We start from the raw sequence: 15,726 nt of genomic DNA, 5'->3' as shown, positions 1-15,726 counted from the left end.
CAGGAGCCTCTTTTTTTGAAGGCTCCTGTTTTATTATTTGTGCTCGATGTCATTGATGACTTGCTGGATTGATTCATCATCCATCACATTCATCACATTTTCATCGATGTGAAGAGATTGCGCATAAGACTCTCTTGGCTGATGGGTTTTTGTTGGTGATTGGTGCTGGTTTGTTTGATTTGGCTGGACAGCTGTGAATGCTTGCTTGATCATTTGTCCAACTTCACCTGTTCCTTTTGATTCTTTATGTGAGTGGGACTCATGGCGAGATGAGTTTTGGTGCTGATGGTTTGCGTCTTTCATCATTGAAGACATATTCATTTGTGTCATGCTTTTCAGCCTTCTTCGTAAAACTGAGGAGAATAATGCAATGATAGCTGTTGATACTGCGATCATTGCGCCAGTGCTCATACCTTTTCTTTTTTTAAACAAACGAATCCCTCCATTTGGTCGTGATGATTCTTCATCATGTTTAGGATGACCAAACCCAGCTGAATTATGAATTCATTTTACGAAAACAGAGGATGTGTGCATAAAAAGCCGACTGGATGAAAAACCTATGAGCAAAAGGAGGGAATAATTGATGAATAAGAAATGGATGCTATCTTTACTGCTCGTGCCAACATTAATCACCGCTGGGTGTGGAATGAACAATCAAGGCGATGAGCGTAGAGGAACAATGAAAAGGCAATATGAAAATGTCACATATAAGAATGACAACATGAGACAGGATCAGCCAGATGTTCAAACACCTCAGAAGGTCAAAGTGGCAGATAAGGCGTCAGAGCTTGTTGCGAATATGTCTGAAGTGAAAACAGCGAACGTGCTTGTTACTGGAAAAAATGCATTTGTAGCCGTTGTGCTTGAAGGCAATAAAAGCGGTGATGTGACGGACGATCTGAAAAAGAAAATTTCAGATAAAGTCAAATCAACGGATCAACAAATCGACAACGTGTATGTATCTGCTAATCCAGACTTTGTCGATCGTATGCAAGGTTACGGAAAACGTATTAGAAGCGGAGAGCCAATTTCAGGATTTTTCGATGAATTTACTGAAACGGTTAGACGAGTCTTCCCTGAATCAAAATAGCTACGACAAAAGCCGTATGTCATATGCGGCTTTTTTGTTTGGAACCGCACCTCGCGCACCTGACTGCATAAAGTAAAAAATATATCACCTCTTGTTGATCTTTGTTTCTTCATAGAAAGAGAAAGAGGGTGCAGGATGAATTCAGGTGGGGAGCAAATGAAAGCCAAGCCGTCATTGATTCATAAAAAACTTGTAGGCGGAATGATTGCAGCAGGTCTGATTTTTTATGCTTTCACCGCGTACTTGATTTATGTTGCGTTTCAGCTGACAGGACAATATTTAGAGCAGCAGTCTTCTCCTAAAACGATTATAACGGAGGGACTCAATAAGCAAGTCTATGAACATATTCGAATCTACTATGCAGAGGAAGAGGAAGCTTTTGTTGATCTGACAATAGAGGCTTTGAAACAGGCAAAGAAGAGGACAGCGTCAGTGTTTCAATTTGAAGCTGACAGACCTTTAGACGTTATCTATTTTGATGATAAAGAGTCGATCGAACAAATGGCGGGGATCAAGCATATTACCGGATTTTACTCTGATCATGATCAAATGATTGGCTTATATCCAGATAAACGGGAAGCATTATTGAAGAAAGAGACACTGCCTTTATACTTTTTCAATACGTTGTTTATTCATGAGTATGCTCATTTTGTTTTCTATGAAAAGGTCCATTCATATGAAGTGTCTCCAGGAATGTTTCCGCTTTGGTTCCACGAAGGAATAGCAGAATGGACGGCCTATGACGTGTTAAATGCTACTTCTGAACGCTTCGACGTGGTTCCTTTTCAATCTCTTCATTCTGATCAAGACTGGCAGAATTCCCGTGTGACGTATGAGACAGATGTCTATTTACAAAGCTATTATATGATCTATGAGCTGGTGCAGCTTTGCGGACGAGACGTCATACATGAAATCATAGAGGAAACTGCGAAAACTGGCCAATTTGCTAGCGGCTTTGAACAGGCGACGGGGAAGAGGCTCACAGATTTTGAAGAACAGTTTAAAGTCATGTACCAAAGAAAAAACGGCTGACCAAAGAAGGGGGTCAGCCGTTTTTCTTAATGAAGAGGCTTTTGTTGATCGGCCTTGCTAGGAGGCATTTGAACCTGCCCCTGAAGCGGTGCAAAAGCTGACGTCATGGCTGTCATGTCTTGTTTGGAAAGCTGAGGAACTTGATAGTAGCCATGCTTGTTTTGATACAAGAAAATTTCATACGCCATTTCGATAAAGTTCGGAATCTGCGCAGCAAGCACACGTCTGACAACAGGGTTTGTTACTTCTAATGCTGACATTGAAAGTAACCCAGCATGTGATTTGACTAGGCTGAGCATATGTCCTGTGATGCCTAAGTCTTTTACATCCTGTAATGACTGGTTCGGCTTCTTCGGCTGAGAAGGTTTGATTCCGTATGTCACTTGAGTGTGTTCTTTCATCATATAAGTAGCGGTTTCTTCACTAGGCTTTTGGCCTGTAGAAAAACAATCTACAGTGACATTGTACTGGGATAAAACGAATTGATATTGTCGATCCAGGATGTCGGATAATGCAGGATCTTGAATAAATTGCCGCAAGATCATATATTGATCCAAAATATTAATCGTACCGGCTAAAATTTCATGTAAATCGAATAACTCATGCCCGCCATGGTTGAGCTCAGGCTGCTGAGCGCTTCCTTGAAACATTGGCTGCTGATCGTTTTGCATTGAGATTCCTCCTTCTGTTTATACACTCTGTTTTAATGTGAGGATGTTTTCACGTTTTCATGCAAAAAACATTATTTACAATTAGAGGGTTTTCTTTCTTTTTGTCGAAAAAAAGTATCAGACGAATGAACATGGGGGTACCAGATGCAGGACAAAATCATTAATCGTTTGATAGAAGACGAACATGTGCAGACACCAGTGATCGGCATCGGTGTTTCGCCGTTTGAACAGCATCATCTTGAGGCTTTTTTTCAATCATTACCACATGATTTAAATGCCTCTTTTATTGTTGTGCAAAATCATGTGACAGGCGATTGTATAACAGATTTGGAAGCACTTGTTTTACCGATTGGCTACCGGGCAAAAACGATTAAACATGGTGAGAAAGTCATGAAAAAGACGATCTATTTTTGTCCGCAGCATGCAGCTGTGACGTTAACGGAAGATCACCGGCTTCATGTATCTGAGCAGCTGCCAACAAACAAGGCATGCTCTGTCAACTCGCTTTTTAAGTCACTTGCCAGTGTTCAAAAGGAAGAGGCGTTTGCGATCTTTTTTCAAAAAGGTCATTGTGTGGGGAGTGGGTTGCTTCAGTTGGTTGAGCAAGGCGGAACAGCCTTATCGTGCAGTGAGGTAGAGAGTGGTTTTGACAGTATGTATCATCACACATTCAAAAATCCATCCACTCTTGCGGCATATATGGCCAATATCATCAATGTTCCGCATGCTGATGAGATGGATCCAGCTTTACTAAGAATCATTGAACGTCTTGAAATGTATAAAGGGATTGCCTTTTCAGCCTATGAAAAGAAAAGGCTGCTTTCTGTCATTCAAAAGCGTATGCGCACTGCAAACGAGCCGATGTCATTATTATCAGAGTACGATCGTTTATTAGAAAGAGAACCAGATGAGCTTGACCGCCTGCACGCTCAGCTCCTAAGCGGCACGACTACTTTCTTTAGAGATATGGAGGCTTTTCGAGTATGTGAACAGAAGGTAATACCGTCAATCATTGACCATTCGATGAACAACGGGAAATCTCGATGCCGAATTTGGGTTGCGGGATGTTCGACAGGGGAAGAAGCTTATTCTTTTACAATTTTATTTTTAGAAGAAATGAAGCGAAGAGATGTGTCCATTGAACTTCAAGTCTTTGCGACAGATATCAACCGAAAAGCCATTCAAATAGCTAGTAAAGGTCTTTATTCGAGAGAATCTATGGCAAGCATACCGGAAAAATGGCGGGCGCGATATTTCGAAAAGAAAGGTGACGCTTTTATTGTGAAGCAGTCGCTTAGGAAACATATTGTTTTTGCTCCTCACAATTTATTGATTGATTCACCTTTTATCCACCTCGATTTTATCAGTTGCCGAAATGTTCTGATGTACTTTGAGCCAGAAGTGCAAAAACGAGTATTATCCCGATTCCAATATGCTTTAAAAGATCAAGGGGTGTTGATTTTAGGGCCAAATGAAACTGTCCCCAATATCCCTCGATTGTTTCAATTGTTCAATGAGAAGTGGAACATTTACACCCATTCCAACGTTCCTGCACCTAGTGTCCCTTGGGTACATGACGCTCGTGATGTCGAGTTGAAAAAACGAGCTGCACAATATATGAAGGATGTAAGCGAGGATTATGATGCATGTATAGTCATTAATGATTGTAACAAGATCCTGGCAATGTCAAATGGGGCCTATTCTTTCTTAGACCATGTAGAAGTGTCAGATCAATCATGCGAATATGTGACACCTAAATATTTGAAAGAGATGTTAAGTCAAACCTTTCAAAAGGTATGGACTGACGAGACAGAGGTTGTGTTTCAGCATGTTCTCATTTCGGAAAAAGGAAAAAAGCAGTATGCGGATTTTACTGTAAAGAGTTTTGATCGCCGTTTTAAAGGAGTATACGTCATTCTTATTCGAATGAATGAGAGAGGAAAAAATCAAAAGAACAGCAGGGAAAATGGGATGTCAGATCAGAATTCAGTCTATCAACAGCGTATTGTCGACTTAGAAAATGAACTAAATGAAGTCAAACAAAAAGAGCAGGAGGCAAGGGCTCAATTAAAAGCGAAAAACACGCAAATAGCGGAGCTTGAGAAAAAACACGATCATTTTATTAATATCATAAACAACTTAAGGGTAACAAGGGAAGAACTGTATAGACCTTCTGTCAAGCCGGAGCTTACGACGTTGTTTGTGGACCGAGACATGAATATTCGCTACTACACTCCTACAGCTGCCTCTTTATTTACTTCAGCTCAAATAAGGCACCAGCAATCCTTTCAGTCGATGGCTAAGAAACTTACGCAGGAAACGCTCTATCATGACATACAATCCGTTATCTCGGATAAGCGCGTCATCGAACGAGAAATTGAAACGAATGAAGGAGAACAATTCAACGTTCACATCACACCTATCCTTGACCAAGATCATGAGGGAGCGGTGATGACGTGGATTAAAATGACGGAAATGACAAAAATCAAACAGTCACTTCATCTAGCGGTAACAGCACTGGATAATAGCCATATCCATATTGTTGTTGCAACTGAGGAAGGGGTCATCCAATGCGTGAATCAGCGTTTTTGCCAGTTTGTGCAGCAGCATGAATATGACCTGATCGGCAAAGATATCTTTTCTGTCTACCATTCTCTGTGTCAATGTGATGATTTAGAAAAGCAATGGGACGTTTGTTTAAAAGAAGGCAGCTGGACAGGTGAGCTGTACTTTCAGGATTTATCAGGTCGTGAACGATGGGAGAGGGTCTCTTTACATCGAATTGATGATCCTGACAAAATGCAGTCTACCGTGATGCGGATTTCAGAGGATATTACGAATCAAAAGCAGTCAGAGAAGATGCTAATGAAGTCAGAGATGCTGTCCGCAGTAGGTCAGCTTGCAGCCGGCATCGCCCATGAGATAAGGAACCCGCTGACGTCGTTAAAGGGATTTTTACAGCTGATGATTCAAAGTAAGAAATATCAGAAGGATTATGCAGATGTGATGATGTCTGAATTTAATCGGCTTGAAGCCATTATTAATGAATTCCTTGTGCTCTCTAGAAGCAAATCGGTGAAATTTGAGCCGGTACAAGTCAATCTTCTGCTCGAAGAAGTGATCATGGTCATTGAATCACAAGCGGTTTTAAAAGGCGTGTCTATTCAAAAGAATTTGTCTCCGTCGCTGCCAAACATTCAAGGTATACCGAATGAACTGAAACAAGTCTTCTTAAACATTCTTAAAAACGGTATTGAAGCGATGGATGGGGTGACAGGTGTCATTCAGGTCACATCCGTATTGGAACATAATCAGATGATGCTGATCTTTGAAGACCAAGGTAAGGGCATACCAGAAGACGAAATAGGGAAACTGGGTGAACCTTTTTATACAACGAAAGAAAAAGGGACTGGCCTTGGTTTAATGATGACGATTAAAATCATTGAAAGCCATGGCGGCAGCATTCGTTTTGAAAGCAAAAGCTTCGAGGGGACACGGGTGATTATTACGTTTCCAATGAGCTAGCAGACATAAGATTTACAAGAAATCCATCTACCATCAATATTTACTTAGTACACTATGAGAGATAAAGCTCGGAAGGGGAGAGGTTTAATGAAACGTGTTCGATCCATTCGAATGATCTGCTGTTTGGTTTTGGTGATCTTTAGTCTGCAATCCTTACTGCCTGGCATGATCACAGCAGAACAAGCCAGTGCGTCTGAAAAGAAGGAAACGGTATGGAACCAAAAGAAGCCAATGAAAATCAAAAAAGCCCGTCAGCTAATCGGAGAGACAGTGACAGTGAGCGGAATTGTGACAGCAGATCAATCGGCTATAGGCAATGGGAAACTGTCAACGTACATTCAAGACAAATCAGCTGGAATCAATATATATTCAGCACAGCCTGACAACTTCCCAGAACTAAAAGCGGGCATGAAGGTGACAGTATCGGGGAAGATCACGTCTTATAAAGGACTGATTGAAATTGTGCCGGATCGAGACCGCCTGAAGATCGATGGTATGAATCAAACCTTGCCAAAGCCGAAGCGAGTCTCCGTGAAACAACTAGAAACGGATCAAGCACGTAAACATGAAGGAAAACTTGTGAAGGTCAAAGGCTATGTTGAATCAAAACCAGAGCAGCCGACTGGCGGTGGATACAATGTCGTGATCATTGATAAAAAATATCACAGCACCACCCTTAGAGTGATGGTGGATACAAGTGCCATTGATGAAGTGAAGAAAGGGAAATGGTATGAGTTTACAGGAGTGTTAAGCAGGTATGATTCGCTGCAGGTGCTTCCACGACACAAGGGTGATGTCAGCCTGCTGAAACGCCAGCCAAAGCCGCCAAAAATCAAGAAAGAATACGAGGCAACGGTTGACCGGGTGGTGGATGGAGATACGATTCATTTAAAGAAGCCTGTGCTTGGTACAACAAAGGTGCGCTTTGTGAATATGGACACGCCGGAAACGTACCATAAGCCAAAAAATGAATTAGATCAAAACCAGCTGCGTTTTGGACAGAAGGCGGCGGACTATTTAAACACACTTCTTTCAAGCGGAGATAAAGTCACATTAAAGATTGGTCCAGAAGCGAAGGACGGCTATGGACGTCTTTTAGCTCAAGTGAAAACCAAAAAAGGGGTCAATACGAATTTAGAGCTTGTGAAAAAAGGATATGCTCCTACGTATTTCATCTGGCCGGTTGGAGATGAAAAGGACTATCAGACGTTCCAAAAAGCTGTCAAAGAGGCGAAAGAAAAAGGGCTTGGCATTTGGAATGAAGCAGATCCGCTGCTGGAACAGCCGTTTGAATTTAGAGCACGTGAACAGAAAAAAGGACTGACACGCTACGTCGGTGATTCATCAGCGAAAACGTACGTATCGCCTGACAGCTGGAAAGAAATCGCTGTAGATAAACGCATCTTTTTTGCTTCGAAAGAAGAAGCAGAACAGGCTGGCTATCAGCCGGCAGAAGGAACTGGGGAAGTCCCATTAACCATTTTAAGCATGAATGATTTACACGGGAAAATTGATCAACAATACGAACTGGATCTGAAAGGTGATGGCAATAAAGGAACGTACGGACGGATGGATTATGTGGCGGCTTATATGAAACAAAAACAAGCAGCTAACAAAAATACGATCACAGTCCATGCTGGAGATATGATTGGCGGCAGCTCTCCGATATCTTCTCTTCTGCAAGATGAACCAACGGTTGAACTCATGGAGAACATTGGCTTTGATGTTGGCACGGTCGGCAACCATGAATTTGATGAAGGGGTGGACGAGCTATTACGTATCATAAATGGCGGAGATCATCCGAAAGGCACAAAGGGATATGACGGGCAGAATTTTCCGCTCGTTTGTGCAAACTGTGAATACAAGGATACAGGTAAGCCACTTTTACCTGCTTATGAAATCATGGATGTCGAAGGAATCCCTGTAGCATTTATCGGTGTTGTGACAAAGTCAGCCGCAGGAATGGTCATGCCAGAAGGGATTAAAGACATTCAGTTTACAGATGAAGTTAAAGCGGTAAATGAAGCCGCGAAGGAATTAAAACAAAAAGGGATCAAAGCCATTGCGGTTTTAGCTCATATGACAGCCTCGCAAAATGGAGATACCATCACTGGAGAGAGTGCGAAGCTTGCCAAAGAAGGCGATGATGAAATTGATGTCATCTTTGCAGGGCATAATCACGAAGTCGTAAACGGAGAGGTCAATGGGAAATTAATTGTTCAAGCCTTTGAATATGGGAAGGCCATTGGCGAAGTCAATGTAACACTTGACCGCAAAACAAAGAATATTGTCAAAAAGAGTGCAAATATTCAGTATGTAGACCAGTCTGGTATTGAAAAGGACAAGGAAGCAGCCGGCATCTTGGCTCATTACGGGAAAGAAGTAGAGCCAATTATTAGTGAGGTAGTTGGTGAAGCTGGTGTCAAAATGGAAGGCGGCTATTCAAATGATGGAGACACGCCGCTCGGTAATTTGATTGCCGATGGTATGAGATATTCTATGAAAAGTGATTTTGCCATGATGAATGGCGGCGGGATCAGGCAAAACCTTGAAAAAGGGCCGATAACGTGGGGAGATCTGTTTAATATTCAGCCCTTTGGCAACGTTTTAGTTAAACTTGAGATTAAGGGGAAAGACTTGGCTGAGATCATTGAAGCGCAAATTTCTCCTCAATTTGGACCAGATTATAGCATTTCGGGCTTTTCATATTCCTATGATCCGGTAACATATAAAGTAGTCGACTTAAAGCTTCCAGATGGTTCAGCCGTTGAGCTCGATCAAACTTATACACTCACGGTGAATAATTTTATGGCAACTGCAACTGGCAGTAAATATGAACCGATAGGAAGGCTGGGGAAAAATCCTGAAACAGGTCCAGAGGATTTAGAAGCTACTGTCGCTTTTGTGAAGAGCTTTGAAGGAGCTTCCATTGTGTATCAAAAAGAGGGACGCATTCAAAAAGCAAAACAAGAAGAAAAAGCAGCAAGCTAAAGACCGTATCATCTAAGAGAAATGTAACAGGTAAAGGAGTTTAAGCATGAAAAAGTGGCTTGCACTTACTGTGATGACAGCAGGAATTGTCTTGCTCGGCTGGGGAATTTGGCAAATCGCCTCTACGCACCTTCAAACGGCACAATCATTAGAAGATGCAAAGAAAGCGGTAGCGGACGATCAAGGGATGTCAAAGAAGCAGTTTTCTCCTGATGTGGGGAAAGCCTCTGGCATCCTGACGATTCCGAAATTAAAAGCAGACCTACCCATTGTCGAAGGGACAGATGCGGATGATCTTGCCAAAGGAGTCGGGCATTACAAAGGCAGTTATTACCCAGATCAGAAGGGACAAATCGTCCTATCTGGCCATCGTGACACGGTATTTCGCCGAACAGGTGAACTGAATATTGGGGATCAGCTGAAAATCACTGTGCCGTATGGTGAGTTTGTTTATGAAATCACACATACGAAAATCGTGGATCAGCATGATACATCCATTATTACTTTGCAGAATAAAAAGGAAGAGCTGGTGTTAACGACATGCTATCCATTTCATTTCGTTGGCAATGCACCAGAGCGGTACATTATTTATGCAAAAAGAGCATCTGTCTAAAGAAAAAGAGCCTGCTGTTTAAATGCAGGCTCTTTTTTTAATGGATAATTTCGTCCATGAGCTGGGACATATCTAGAGGAAGCGGTGCTTCTATGCTCAGGTGCTCACCTGTAAAAGGATGTGTCATGTCTACTTGTTTGGCGTGGAGAGCGCATCTATTGATATGATGACGAGCTCCGCCATAAAGTGTATCTCCAGCTAAAGGGTGCCCGAGACTGCTAAGATGGACTCGAATTTGATGTGTTCTTCCGGTCTCAAGTTGCAGCTTGACGGCTGTCATTTGCAGACGTTTATTGCTGTCCATGACCTGAAAGTGAGTGACAGCATTTTGACCAGTAGGAGAGATTCTTCGTCTGACGGCATGATGCTTGTCACGGCCAATTGCTGCATCAATAGTGCCTTTCTTTTTCTTGAAAAGACCTTCTGCGATGGCGATGTAGGTTCGGTTGATCGTTTTTTTAGAAAGCATTTGATCAAGCACAGCATGAGCTAACCTGTGTTTAGCAAAAATGACCGTGCCGCTTGTGTCTTGATCGAGTCTGTGAATATGTCTCACTCGCTTTTCCTCGCCATTTGCTTGAAAATGAAAGGCCACAAGGTTAGCCAGTGTGCCCGTTTGTCCCTTTTCATTCGGGTGCGTCGGTCGTCCAGCGGGTTTTTGCACAATCAATAAGTGCTCGTCCTCAAAAAGCACCTCTAATTCACCATATTCTGGTGTCACATCACTTTCTTCCGTTTCAAAAAAATCGATCAGTATGTGATCACCTGTACTGACTTTTGCCGCGTGATGGGCAGGCTTTTGATTTAAACGTACTTTTTGATGCTCCATCCAAAAATGGATAATCGGTTTTGAAGCCGACACGGCTGTTTTTAAAAACTGACTCAGTGAAGTATCTTGATGCTGCTCACCTACTTTTAGCGAGAGCGTGTGTCCTTGAATGTTCATGATATCCGTTCCTCTCTTTGGGTATATATAGGAAACACTTACCTTGGCGAACGCCTTTTTTTCTGTGCTATTCTGAATGGAGAAATAACGACAGAGAGGTAGATGTCACGTGAGAATAATGAAAGCTGCTACAGACCTGCAAGAGCAGGCAATTGAAGAAATATCAAAGGATGTTGAAGATCTTCTATCCCATGCTGTCGGTGAAGACCCAGCTGCGCGCCAAAAAGAACGCCCGCTAACCTTTGTTGAAGGGGTTTATAACGGAACGATGGACGATGCTTTTCGTATTTTATCGGGACTTCAGCTATTACATACCATTATTGTAAAACCTAAACGCCATATTACAAAGTGTGATCGTGAGCTATTCGAGCGAAACCGTGAGCAGGTCAATGCATGCGGCTTTTCTTTCCCGTTTGATTTAGACGATTTTGCCAGCCGCCGCCTTCAAAATGCGTAAAAGTTGGTGTGAACTTCCTTGTTAACTTACAAGGCTGCCGCACATACTATTTTTAAGGGAACGGAGAAACCTTTAGATCTGTAATACCAAACCCGCTCTTTTTCAACATTGCCTATTTCTCCACGAATCGGAGCGCTTGGATCTCTTGCAGAATGAACCGAACACGGGTAGGAGCCTGACAAAATGGTACAGGCTCCTTTTATACATAATTATTTTAGCAGACATTCATCTTTGAAAGTCAATTTTATTCACGATATGATAGCATTGAGTATCATATTAAAGACTTTCGTAAAAAAAAGGAGTGGCCTCGTTGGTAAAGGCGATTATATTTGATTTTGACGGATTAATTTTAGATACAGAAACACATGAATATGAAGTTTTACAAGAAATGTTTGCGGAGCATGAGTCAGAGCTGCCTCTTTCCGTTTGGGGCAACGTCATCGGGACGCAGGCAGGCTTTAAGCCGTTTGAATACTTAGAAAAACAGCTAGGAAAGACGCTCGATCATGAGGCACTCACAGCGGACCGGCGTTCTCGTTTTCAAAAGAGAATGAAGGATGAATCAGCACGACCTGGCGTAGAAGCTTATTTACAGGCAGCGAAGGAGCTAGGGATCAAGATTGGACTTGCTTCCAGCTCAGACTATAAATGGGTGTCTGATCACCTGAAGCAAATTGGTCTTTTTGATTACTTTGAATGTATCCGCACGTCAGATGATGTGGAAGAAGTCAAACCTCATCCAGAGCTTTATTTGCAAACCGCAAGCTGTTTAGGTGTAGAGCCAAAGGATTGTGTGGCTTTTGAGGATTCAGTGAATGGATCAGTGGCTGCTAAACGGGCAGGCATGAAATGCGTCATCGTCCCAAACAAAGTGACGAGCACGCTGCAATTTGAAGAATACGATGTGAGATTAGAATCCATGGCTGAAATCGAATTGCTCCAGCTATTCCATCAGCTTGAAAAAGAGGATCAGTAAGGGGGCAAAAACATCATGGCAGAAAAACTCGATTTAACGCGGTTTGAAAAAAGAATGGTGATCCGTAATATCCGGGAAGAAGATATTGACCGAATCATTGCCTTGCAGGAGGTATGCTTTCCGGGCATGGACCCATGGAAACGAGAGCATCTTGAAAGCCATCTTGAGCATTTCCCAGAAGGTCAGTTTTGTGCTGAATTTGAGGGGGAAATCATTGGCTCTTGTTCAAGTTTATTAATTAACTTTGATGAATACGATGACCGTCATACTTGGCAGGACATCACAGATGATGGGTACATCACAAACCATAATCCAGATGGGATGAATATGTACGGAATTGAGGTTATGGTTAGTCCTGAGTACCGCCGCATGAAAATTGGCCATCGTTTATATGAAGCAAGAAAAGACTTAGCAAGAAGATTAAATTTGAAAAGTATCATTATTGGCGGACGCATCCCGAATTATCATAAATACCAAGAGGAAATGACGCCTCGCCAATATGTGGAGCAGGTCATGCTTCACCAAATTTATGACCCTGTTTTATCTTTTCAGCTGTTAAATGAATTCAGCCTCATGCGGATTAATCCGAATTATTTGCCGGATGATAAGGCATCCAGCACATATGCCACGTTAATGGAATGGAACAATGTCGATTATCGTCCGCAATCGAAAAGATATTATAAATCGGCGTTCCCAGTTCGTATTTGCGTCATTCAATATGCGATGAAACAAATTCATTCCTTTGAGGAATTCATGAATCAGGTGGAGTATTATGTTGATGTCGCATCAGATGCGTCAGCTGACTTTGCCGTATTCCCAGAGATTTTTACAACGCAGCTCATGTCTTATTTAGAGGAGCGCTCCCCAAGTCTTGCAGTGCAGCGTATCACGGAATATACCGAGGACTACATTAATTTGTTCACAGACCTTTCTGTGAAGTACAACATTAATATCATTGGTGGATCCCATTTCGTTGAAGAGGAAGGGAAAATCTACAATATCGCTTATTTATTTAGACGTGATGGAACGATTGAAAAGCAATATAAGCTCCATATCACACCGAATGAAAGAAAATGGTGGGGGATTTCAGCAGGTGATCAGGTTCGGGTATTTGATACGGACTGTGGTAAAATTGCGATCCAAATTTGCTACGATATTGAATTTCCTGAACTGGCTCGGATTGCAGCTGATAAAGGAGCTAAAATTATTTTTACTCCGTTCTGTACAGAAGACCGTCAAGGCTATTTAAGAGTGCGTTATTGTGCACAGGCTAGAGCGGTTGAAAACCAGATTTATACCGTCATCTCTGGAACTGTCGGAAACCTTCCGCAAACCGAAAATATGGATGTCCAATATGCACAATCAGCGATTTTTGCCCCATCTGACTTTGAATTTGCAAGAGATGGGATTGTAGGAGAGTGTAATCCGAATATAGAAATGGTTGTCGTTGGCGATGTCGATTTAGAAATTTTAAGAAGACAGCGGCAAGATGGAACGGTACGTCAGCTCAAAGACCGAAGAAGAGATGTGTACCATATTGAATATAAGAAATAATGAAAGGAAGCGCCTACCACAAGGCGCTTCTTTTTGATGACATTTTTTAAAATGACATAGCAGCTGGACGAGCTAAGGCTTTCGTAGCCACCTGTTCGAGATTCATCATAATATATTGTAAACATAAGCTAAAGAAGGAGGAAAGCTTATTTTTTCATGTGATAAAGGGATGCTCGAGTAAAATCTGAATATACTGAAACGAGATCATGTGTTCAAAAAGGAGAGGAAAATGGGGCGACAAGCTAAACATTTGTATATCAATTTACCGGTAAAGCATGTCAAGGAATCAAAGGCTTTTTTTGAGCAGCTGGGTTTTGATTTTCAAGAGCAGCTGACGAATGATCAGGCAGCTTGTTTGGTCATTGGTGACACCATTACGGTCATGCTGTTAACCCATAAGCACTTTCAAACCATCTCAGAGAAGCAATTGGTGGATGCAAGGCAGGGGTCCGAGGTCATTGTCTCTATGCGGGTTGATTCACGAAAAGAGGTCGATGAGCTGGTGGAGCAGGCGATGGCAGCAGGCGGGTCACCGTTTAAGGAAAAGCAGGATCATGGGTTCATGTACGGTTGGAGCTTTCAGGATCTTGATGGTCATTTGTGGGAAGTGTTCTATTTGGATGAGGTGAGAAGCAGCCTTTCATAAGGGTGCTTCAGCGTGTAGACAAACCCTTGCATTCGGTGTCAGGCCTGCGCTCCGGTGCTCACGAATGTCAAATTCGCTCCGCTCCGGTACTCGTCCTTCCTAGACTGCAAAGGTTTTCAATCACACTGAAAAGAAGACAAAGGGCTAAAATAAAGAACATTTTAGCCCTTTGCCAATAATCAGAAGCGGCCTTTTATAAGGTCGCTTCTTTTTTATTGTTTAACAGTGGTATGATTATGAGGAAACAAAAAATAGGAATTCATCTAGAGAAAAGTAGGTGCAACATGGAGTTTTTACTTGTCTTACTGCCAGTGTTCGGTATTTTCCTTATCGGGTATATTGGGCAGAAGGCCATTGGTTTTGACATACATACGCTCTCATCAATGTCTTTATATTTAATGTCACCATTTCTTGCGTTTGAAACCTTTTATCAAAACAAAGTGTCGATGGACTATGTGTACTTATCTATTTTTGTCGTCGGACTTTGTCTTTCACTTGTTTTATGTGTCTTTATTTTATCTCGTATCTATGGTTATTCGAAGGAAATGTATTGTGCCATGATTCTGTCGTCAGCATTTATGAACAATGGGAATTACGGCACGCCTGTTGTCCTGCTTGTTTTCGGAGCAGCTGGTTTAGATATTGCCATCGTTTTAATGGTGCTGCAGCAGCTTGTCATGAGTACGATCGGTATGTATTATGCAGCAAAGGGCGGAGAGGATGCAGGGGATGGAAAGGTCGTGCTGAAAAAAGTGCTGCGTATGCCGGTTGCATATGGGGCACTCCTCGGTCTATTATTTCAGCTGATGGATCTTTCACTACCTAAAGAGGTGATGACGGGTGTCCAGCTTGTGGGAGATGCCGCCATACCGACGATTATGCTTATTTTAGGCATGCAGCTCGCCGTCATTTCTTTTAAGCAAGTGGATTATCGCAACATTTCTTATGCTGTATTGCTGAAGCTGTTTATCTCACCACTCATCGCATTTGGCTTCACACTTATTTTACCGGTAGATGATCTCGTGAAACAAATTATGATCTTAGTTGCAGCGATGCCGACAGCAGCAAATACTACGCTCATGGCTGTACAATTTCGAACGAAGCCTGAGTTTGTCTCAAGCACGACATTTCTCAGTACCGTTTTAAGCATCGTGACATTACCAGTTTTATTATGGATTTTATCTATGCACCCTCTGGGGTAGGGGATAGGCGGCAAAACAAAGGG

At 42.2% G+C, this 15,726-nt stretch carries 13 protein-coding genes; 10 read left to right on the top strand and 3 right to left on the bottom strand.

What is annotated here, in order from left to right; genetic code table 11:
• Positions 1-33: 33 nt before the first annotated feature.
• A complete protein-coding gene (locus tag AC3WTB_RS05095) occupies positions 34-432 on the bottom strand; it encodes a spore coat protein (protein WP_492333419.1) in 399 nt (132 codons plus the stop codon).
• A 151-nt stretch (positions 433-583) separates the two neighbouring features.
• Between AC3WTB_RS05095 and AC3WTB_RS05090 the strand changes: the two genes are divergently transcribed.
• Both AC3WTB_RS05090 and AC3WTB_RS05085 read left to right on the top strand, forming a co-directional pair.
• On the top strand, positions 584-1,090 hold the full coding sequence (locus tag AC3WTB_RS05090; RefSeq protein ID WP_268474868.1) for a YhcN/YlaJ family sporulation lipoprotein: 507 nt from the start codon (positions 584-586) through the stop codon (positions 1,088-1,090).
• Between the two features lie 156 nt (positions 1,091-1,246).
• Positions 1,247-2,122: a hypothetical protein gene (locus AC3WTB_RS05085; protein ID WP_492333438.1), complete on the top strand. Its 876-nt coding sequence runs from the start codon at positions 1,247-1,249 to the stop codon at positions 2,120-2,122.
• Positions 2,123-2,148: 26 nt separating this feature from the next.
• Here the strand turns inward: AC3WTB_RS05085 and AC3WTB_RS05080 are convergent, their stop codons facing one another.
• Positions 2,149-2,793 (bottom strand): spore coat protein, encoded by a 645-nt coding sequence (locus AC3WTB_RS05080; RefSeq protein WP_041089559.1) that lies wholly within the window; start codon positions 2,791-2,793, stop codon positions 2,149-2,151.
• A 144-nt stretch (positions 2,794-2,937) separates the two neighbouring features.
• Between AC3WTB_RS05080 and AC3WTB_RS05075 the strand changes: the two genes are divergently transcribed.
• The 3 genes from AC3WTB_RS05075 to srtD all read left to right on the top strand — a co-directional run bounded on the left by AC3WTB_RS05075 (position 2,938) and on the right by srtD (position 9,922).
• Positions 2,938-6,318 carry a CheR family methyltransferase gene (locus AC3WTB_RS05075; RefSeq protein ID WP_492333418.1) on the top strand — a complete coding sequence of 1,127 codons (3,381 nt, stop codon included), beginning with the start codon at positions 2,938-2,940 and terminating at the stop codon, positions 6,316-6,318.
• Between the two features lie 87 nt (positions 6,319-6,405).
• Positions 6,406-9,309: a 5'-nucleotidase C-terminal domain-containing protein gene (locus AC3WTB_RS05070; RefSeq protein WP_492333417.1), complete on the top strand. Its 2,904-nt coding sequence runs from the start codon at positions 6,406-6,408 to the stop codon at positions 9,307-9,309.
• A 46-nt stretch (positions 9,310-9,355) separates the two neighbouring features.
• Positions 9,356-9,922: a class D sortase, LPxTATN-specific gene (gene srtD, locus AC3WTB_RS05065; RefSeq protein WP_041089565.1), complete on the top strand. Its 567-nt coding sequence runs from the start codon at positions 9,356-9,358 to the stop codon at positions 9,920-9,922.
• A 37-nt stretch (positions 9,923-9,959) separates the two neighbouring features.
• Here the strand turns inward: srtD and AC3WTB_RS05060 are convergent, their stop codons facing one another.
• Positions 9,960-10,868: an RluA family pseudouridine synthase gene (locus tag AC3WTB_RS05060; protein ID WP_492333416.1), complete on the bottom strand. Its 909-nt coding sequence runs from the start codon at positions 10,866-10,868 to the stop codon at positions 9,960-9,962.
• Between the two features lie 109 nt (positions 10,869-10,977).
• On the opposite strand from AC3WTB_RS05060, the gene AC3WTB_RS05055 reads away from it, so the two are divergent.
• The 5 genes from AC3WTB_RS05055 to AC3WTB_RS05035 all read left to right on the top strand — a co-directional run bounded on the left by AC3WTB_RS05055 (position 10,978) and on the right by AC3WTB_RS05035 (position 15,703).
• The gene (locus tag AC3WTB_RS05055; RefSeq protein ID WP_041089569.1) at positions 10,978-11,325 is read left to right on the top strand and encodes a DUF5365 family protein; all 348 of its coding nucleotides are present in this window, start codon (positions 10,978-10,980) and stop codon (positions 11,323-11,325) included.
• Between the two features lie 310 nt (positions 11,326-11,635).
• A complete protein-coding gene (locus AC3WTB_RS05050) occupies positions 11,636-12,301 on the top strand; it encodes an HAD family hydrolase (protein ID WP_041089572.1) in 666 nt (221 codons plus the stop codon).
• A 15-nt stretch (positions 12,302-12,316) separates the two neighbouring features.
• A complete protein-coding gene (locus AC3WTB_RS05045) occupies positions 12,317-13,855 on the top strand; it encodes a bifunctional GNAT family N-acetyltransferase/carbon-nitrogen hydrolase family protein (RefSeq protein ID WP_012009394.1) in 1,539 nt (512 codons plus the stop codon).
• A gap of 229 nt (positions 13,856-14,084) precedes the next feature.
• Positions 14,085-14,501: a VOC family protein gene (locus tag AC3WTB_RS05040; protein WP_492333415.1), complete on the top strand. Its 417-nt coding sequence runs from the start codon at positions 14,085-14,087 to the stop codon at positions 14,499-14,501.
• 284 nt (positions 14,502-14,785) lie between these two features.
• Positions 14,786-15,703, top strand: coding sequence for an AEC family transporter (locus AC3WTB_RS05035; protein ID WP_039177433.1), 918 nt, complete (start codon positions 14,786-14,788; stop codon positions 15,701-15,703).
• Positions 15,704-15,726: the final 23 nt, after the last annotated feature.

The organism is Bacillus sp. EB106-04-04-XG123 (assembly GCF_058791855.1).
This window is presented reverse-complemented; position numbering and strand designations above follow the sequence as displayed.

Bases quoted from the DNA above. Each gene is read 5' to 3' on its own strand.
- srtD (WP_041089565.1), top strand. From the start codon at position 9,356: ATGAAAAAGTGGCTTGCACTTACTGTGATGACAGCAGGAATTGTCTTG.
- AC3WTB_RS05080 (WP_041089559.1), bottom strand. From the start codon at position 2,793: ATGCAAAACGATCAGCAGCCAATGTTTCAAGGAAGCGCTCAGCAGCCT.
- AC3WTB_RS05045 (WP_012009394.1), top strand. From the start codon at position 12,317: ATGGCAGAAAAACTCGATTTAACGCGGTTTGAAAAAAGAATGGTGATC.
- AC3WTB_RS05040 (WP_492333415.1), top strand. From the start codon at position 14,085: ATGGGGCGACAAGCTAAACATTTGTATATCAATTTACCGGTAAAGCAT.
- AC3WTB_RS05035 (WP_039177433.1), top strand. From the start codon at position 14,786: ATGGAGTTTTTACTTGTCTTACTGCCAGTGTTCGGTATTTTCCTTATC.
- AC3WTB_RS05090 (WP_268474868.1), top strand. From the start codon at position 584: ATGAATAAGAAATGGATGCTATCTTTACTGCTCGTGCCAACATTAATC.
- AC3WTB_RS05060 (WP_492333416.1), bottom strand. From the start codon at position 10,868: ATGAACATTCAAGGACACACGCTCTCGCTAAAAGTAGGTGAGCAGCAT.
- AC3WTB_RS05085 (WP_492333438.1), top strand. From the start codon at position 1,247: ATGAAAGCCAAGCCGTCATTGATTCATAAAAAACTTGTAGGCGGAATG.
- AC3WTB_RS05070 (WP_492333417.1), top strand. From the start codon at position 6,406: ATGAAACGTGTTCGATCCATTCGAATGATCTGCTGTTTGGTTTTGGTG.
- AC3WTB_RS05075 (WP_492333418.1), top strand. From the start codon at position 2,938: ATGCAGGACAAAATCATTAATCGTTTGATAGAAGACGAACATGTGCAG.